General features: G+C 64.2%; 4 protein-coding genes and 1 other annotated feature. Of the genes, 2 read left to right on the top strand and 2 right to left on the bottom strand.

Annotated elements, in window-relative coordinates:
* Positions 1 to 123: 123 nt before the first annotated feature.
* Positions 124 to 1,038 carry a hydroxymethylbilane synthase gene (gene hemC, locus UU9_RS16125; protein ID WP_007082833.1) on the bottom strand — a complete coding sequence of 305 codons (915 nt, stop codon included), beginning with the start codon at positions 1,036 to 1,038 and terminating at the stop codon, positions 124 to 126.
* A 234-nt stretch (positions 1,039 to 1,272) separates the two neighbouring features.
* Positions 1,273 to 1,326: a sequence feature (sul1 is cis-regulatory element that is thought to sense ions involved in sulfur or methionine metabolism; They are found in Alphaproteobacteria), on the top strand.
* A 73-nt stretch (positions 1,327 to 1,399) separates the two neighbouring features.
* Between hemC and UU9_RS16120 the strand changes: the two genes are divergently transcribed.
* Positions 1,400 to 2,881 (top strand): SulP family inorganic anion transporter, encoded by a 1,482-nt coding sequence (locus UU9_RS16120; RefSeq protein WP_007082832.1) that lies wholly within the window; start codon positions 1,400 to 1,402, stop codon positions 2,879 to 2,881.
* Between the two features lie 149 nt (positions 2,882 to 3,030).
* Here UU9_RS16120 and UU9_RS16115 read toward each other — a convergent pair whose 3' ends face one another.
* Positions 3,031 to 3,366, bottom strand: coding sequence for a hypothetical protein (locus tag UU9_RS16115; RefSeq protein WP_007082831.1), 336 nt, complete (start codon positions 3,364 to 3,366; stop codon positions 3,031 to 3,033).
* A gap of 299 nt (positions 3,367 to 3,665) precedes the next feature.
* Here UU9_RS16115 and UU9_RS16110 point away from each other — a divergent pair, with 299 nt between their 5' ends.
* Positions 3,666 to 4,718, top strand: coding sequence for an NAD-dependent epimerase/dehydratase family protein (locus UU9_RS16110; RefSeq protein ID WP_040671245.1), 1,053 nt, complete (start codon positions 3,666 to 3,668; stop codon positions 4,716 to 4,718).
* The last annotated feature ends 789 nt before the right edge of the window (positions 4,719 to 5,507 follow it).

The following is a 5,507-nucleotide window of genomic DNA, read 5'->3' as shown; positions in this document are numbered from 1 at the left end:
CTCCCAGCCTCCCCCTGCGAGCAGGGGGAGGAGCCAGCAGCGCCGGGCTGTGCTCCCTCGCGCGCGCCCCAAAGTGACTTCCTTCGGTCGCAGGAGAGGAGCTGGAGAGCGTTTCGCTGGACCTTACAACCCCAGCAAGGCACCCGCACCCTGCTGCAACAGCGCCTCGGCCACCTGTTCGCCCAGCGCTTGCGCCTGGTCGCTGGTCGCATGCGCTTCGGCGTGCAGCAATCGCCCACGCTCCACATCACCCACCATGCCGCGCAGGTGCAGGCCGTGTTCGCCCAGCACGCACCAGGCGCCCACCGGCACCGTGCAGCTGCCGCCCAGCGCGCGGTTCATCGCCCGCTCCGCGCTGACCGTGACCCGCGTATCGGGATCGTCCAGCGCCGCCAGCAACTGCAGGACGCGCGGATGGTCGTCGCGTGCCTCGATCGCGATGGCCGCCTGCCCCGGCGCGGGCAGCCAGTCCGGCGCGGCCAGTCGCGAGCGGATGCGCGAGGCCAGGCCCAGCCGCTCCAGTCCCGCGCACGCCAGCACGATGGCGTCGTAGCTACCGGTATCGAGCTTGCCCAGTCGCGTGCCCACGTTGCCGCGCAGGTCGAGCAGTTGCAGATCCGGCCGCAGCGCCCGCAACTGGGTCTGTCGCCGCAATGACGACGTGCCCACCCGCGCGCCCTGCGGCAGCGCCGCCAGGTCGGCGTAATCGTTGCTGACAAACGCGTCGGCCGCATCCGCCCGCGGCAGGATCGCCGGCAGCGTGAAGCCGGGCTCCAGGTCGGCCGGCACATCCTTCAGCGAATGCACGGCCAGGTCGGCGTGCCCTTCCAGCATCGCCACTTCCAGCTCCTTCAGGAACAGGCCCTTGCCGCCGATCGTGGCCAGCGGCTTGTCCAGGATCTCGTCGCCGCGCGTCGTCATCGGCACCAGCACCACATCTACCGTGGGATGCGCCACGCGCAGCAAGGCCGCCACGTGCTCCGCCTGCCAGAGGGCGAGCGCGCTTTTGCGGGTGGCGATGCGCAAGGTGGTGGTCATGGGGACTCCGCGGGGAATGGCAAAACCGTATTGTCGCGCAGAACGGCAAACCAGACCGCCGGCGATTCGCCGCAGCCCCGGACCATCTGTAGGAGCGCACCCTGTGCGCGACACGCTCATGGCTCACGGCACCGTTTCCGTACATCAGCGGCGCGCAATAAAGACGCATGCCTCCGCCACCGACTCGGCGCGCCAGTTGATCCGCCGCCCCGAAACCGCGAGCATACGCACCTCCTTGGACCCGGCCCTGCCGGGTGGCTCGTCCGGGCGCCTATCCCCCGGAAACCTCGCGACACCATCCCCTGCCTGAGAGACATGCCGCCGATGCGGTGGTGTCCGCGAACGCTTTGGCCTGAAAAAAATGCGGACCTTCCCCAACTTCCGGCGCGATTGGCTGACCAACGTGCCCACCGAACTGCTGTCCGGCGCACTGGTGGCGCTGGCGCTCATCCCCGAAGCCATCGGCTTTTCCATCGTCGCCGGCGTCGATCCGAAAGTCGGCCTGTACGCCTCGTTCTCGATCGCGGTGACCTCGGCCATCCTCGGTGGCCGCCGCGCCATGATCTCGGCCGCCACGGCTTCGACCGCCGTATTGATGATCACCCTGGTGCGCGATCACGGCCTGCAATACCTGTTCGCCGCCACCATCCTGATGGGCCTGCTGCAGGTCGTCGCCGGCGCGGCGCGGTTGGGTCTGGTGATGAAGTTTGTCTCGCGCTCGGTGATGACCGGCTTCGTCAATGCGCTGGCCATCCTGATCTTTCTGGCGCAACTGCCGCAGTTCGTGGGCGCCGACTGGCACATGTACGCGATGGTCGCCGCCGGCCTGGCGGTCATCTACCTTTTCCCATTGCTGACGAAACGCGTCCCCTCGGCGCTGGTGAGCATCGTCGTGATCACGGCGTTCTCGATCATGGCCGGGCTGAAGCTGCGCACCGTCGGCGACATGGGTCCGCTGCCCTCCAGCCTGCCCCTGTTCGGCGTGCCGCAGGTGCCGTTCACGCTGGAAACCTTGCGGATCATCTTCCCCTACTCGCTGGCCATGGCCGCGGTCGGCCTGCTGGAATCGCTGCTGACGGCGCGCATCGTGGACGACATGACCGACACGCCCAGCAACAAGAACCGCGAATGCATGGGGCAAGGCGCCGCCAACTTCGTCACTGGCTTCCTCGGCGGCATGGGCGGCTGCGCGATGATCGGGCAGTCGGTCATCAACGTCACCGCCGGCGGCCGCACGCGACTGTCGACGCTGTTCGCGGGCTGTTTTCTGCTGTTTTTGATCGTGGTGGCGGGTGACTGGGTGCGGCGCATTCCGATGGCCGCGCTGGTCGCGGTGATGATCATGGTGTCGATCAGCACCTTCGACTGGTCATCGATCAGAAACCTGCGTTCGCATCCGTTGCCATCGAGTGTGGTGATGCTCGCCACCGTGATCGTGGTGGTGACGACCCGCGACCTGTCCAAAGGTGTGTTCGTCGGCGTGCTACTCAGCGGTGTCTTCTTTGCCGGCAAAGTCGCGCGAATGTTCCAGGTAAAGACGGCCCGCTCCGGTGACGGCCATTCGCTCACCTATTACGTCACCGGCCAGGTGTTCTTCGCCTCCTCCAACAGTCTGGTGGATGCCATCGACTATCAGGATGTGCCGCCCGCGGTGACCATCGATGTCAGCGGCGCCCACTTCTGGGATGTCACTGCCATCGGCGCGCTCGACGATATCGTGCACAAGCTGCGCAGGCATGGCGCCGAGGTTGAAGTGGCCGGTTTGAACGAGGCCAGCTCGTCGATGGTGGACCGGTTCGCTACGCATCCGCTTTCCGAGTCTGTCGAAAAAGCCCGCCCGTAGCGAAAGGTGCCGTCACCCGGCTCGGGCTTTCGACGCTTCAATCCGATCCTGCGGTCATCGAGGGAAACCGGACGCTGTCCTGTTTCGTACGCACCGCGCGAACCTGGTCTACGTAGCAGCGGCGCACAGCGCCGTCCGCTGCATGCTTGTCAGGAGGTTGATGTCGCCCGGCGAACCGCTTCGAGAATCTTCTTTGTGCCGCCGAAGAGCCCGCCCCAGCCAAGCAAAGAGCCATCGGCGAAATACGCCTGCTTGCCATCGCCGTATTCGATCTTCACCCAGTTGTTGACCGCGTCACGCCCTTGCTTGCCGTATGAGACTTGCTTGATGTCGGTGATGTGGATTGTCTCCTTTCGCCCCTGAAACTCCAGCGAGCCGTCTTCCACGATCAGCGCTCCTGCGTCACGCATCGCGAGCATGTTCTTGTCACGCCAGCGATTCTCATCGGGCAGATACCAGGCCTTGCCGAATGTGCTTTTTGTCATGCCATTCCCCTGTCATTACCACGTTCGACGACGAGGGCGCCCCTCGCCGCCAGAGACATCAGTGCCGCGTCAACTCACCGCCCCGGAGCGGCAGATCCGTTGCTTCTCACGATCGATGTGCGGCATCCCCCGGTGCACCATATCAGTCAGCGACGCTTGCGATGGGAGCGCGGCACAGGGGATGCAAAGACGCCCTGGGCGTTGTCCCTGAATCGCCTCACGTGTCGCCACGGACCAGATACATTAGCGAGTGAGTCGAATCGTTTCGACCCGGTCTGAATGGAACAAGGGATCACCCTATGCGCATGTTGTTTATCGGCGGAACAGGACTAATTTCCTCGGCCGTGTCGCCGCTCGTCGTCGCTCAAGGACACGACCTGACCCTGATCAACAGAGGCACTTCGCTCAAGGCCGATGCCCCGCAGGGCGCTCGCGTGATCGTGGCCGACGTCAACGACACGGCGTCGTTCCGGGCGGCGATCAAGACCGACGTGGCGGCCAACGGCGAATACGATTCGGTGGTCCAGTGGATCGGATTCGATCCCGACCACATCAGTCGTGATATCGAGACCTTCGCGGGTATTACCCGGCAGTACGTCTTCATTTCGTCCGCATCCGCCTACGAAACCCCTCCGGGCTTCTACATCGCCAGGGAGAGTTCCACGCCGCTCGTCAACCCCTACTGGCAATACAGCAGGGACAAGGCGGAGTCGGAGGCGCGACTTGAGTCCGCCCATCGTGAAACCGGATTCCCGTTCACCGTGGTCAGGCCCTCACACACGTATGCGCATTGCGACATCCCCGCCGCGATCAACTCGTGGACGCACCCGTGGACCGTCGTCGACCGCATGAAGCGCGGCGTCCCCATCCTGGTTCCTGGCGACGGCACCAGCTTGTGGACCCTGACCGACCATCGCGACTTCGCGCAGGCTTTTGCGGGTTTGTTGGGCAATGAAAAGGCGATCGGCGAGGCCTTCCACATCACCTCGGACGACGTGATGACGTGGAACCAGATCCACGCGTTCATCGCCAGCGCCGCGGGCCTGGACCCCGAGCGCATCTACGAGCAGACCGTGTTCGTGCCCACCGACCTGCTGGTGCGCTTCAACAAGGACGCCTTCGAGGGCCCCATCAAGGGTGACAAGGCGAATGCCGCGATCTTCGACAACGCCAAGGTGCGCTCCCTTGTCCCGGACTATCGACCGCAACATTGTTTCGAGGATGCGATCCACGAGTCGATTGCATGGTTCATGGAAAAGCCCGAGCGGCGCAGCATCGACACCGAGGCAAACGCCTTGTACGACGACGTTTCGGCGCGTTTCCTGCGGGGCGTGGATGCGATGTTCTCGTAGTGCTTCGTCGCTGAGCCCGCGTAACCGGGCAGTTTTTCCCACGCCTTTGATGCAACAACGTGGGCACGAGCGCTGTGGGAGCGACTTCAGTCGCGATGCTCTTGCTCTGATGCCCGGTGCAAAGCGCTTTCAAAGCAAGAGCTTTCGTCTGCCTGCGGCAGCCGAGTTACTTATCTCTTGCGTGGCCACGCCCGCGCCTGGAGCGCGGGCGAACAGCGAAGCTGGCCCGAAGGGTGTAGGGCAGGATGCCCGGACTAAGAGATAAGTAACTAACAGAGAAGGCCACCCCGCTTGGCGCTAGCCGCCCATCGGGCAATTGCTCCTGCATTGCCTCAACTCGGCCATCCATGGCCTCGCCATGGGCGGCAAGTCCGTGAGCCGTGGCCGGGCTTTTCGACAGGGCATCCTGCCCTGGCGAAAAGGAGTCGACCTCGGGCAACCGCTCCTGCGTTGCTTCAACTCCGGTATCCATGCCGTTGCCATGTCGATTCCCGCTACGCGCCCTGTCGACCCCGACTCACCGCCGCACAGTGGCCCCGGGTAGAGCAGCGGGTCATCCTGACCCGCACTCGGTGCGCAACCGCTGCGCGGTTGCGAGCTGTTGGCTATTGGCGTTGGATGGATATTCCGGTTGGAACGAGTGTTTGCAATCGGCGGCCAACAGCTGACGGTCGTCGCCTGAGTTCAGCTAGACCCCGAATGCATCCTGAGCCAATCCAAAGATCTCAACACTAGCTTGTGGTTGCGCCCTGAGAAGATAATGCCACTCCGACGTCCCCCCGATTTTGA

This window comes from Rhodanobacter fulvus Jip2, from assembly GCF_000264315.1.
Taxonomy (GTDB): domain Bacteria; phylum Pseudomonadota; class Gammaproteobacteria; order Xanthomonadales; family Rhodanobacteraceae; genus Rhodanobacter; species Rhodanobacter fulvus.
The sequence above is the reverse complement of the archived record's forward strand: the minus strand, read 5'-3'. Positions and strand labels throughout refer to the sequence as shown.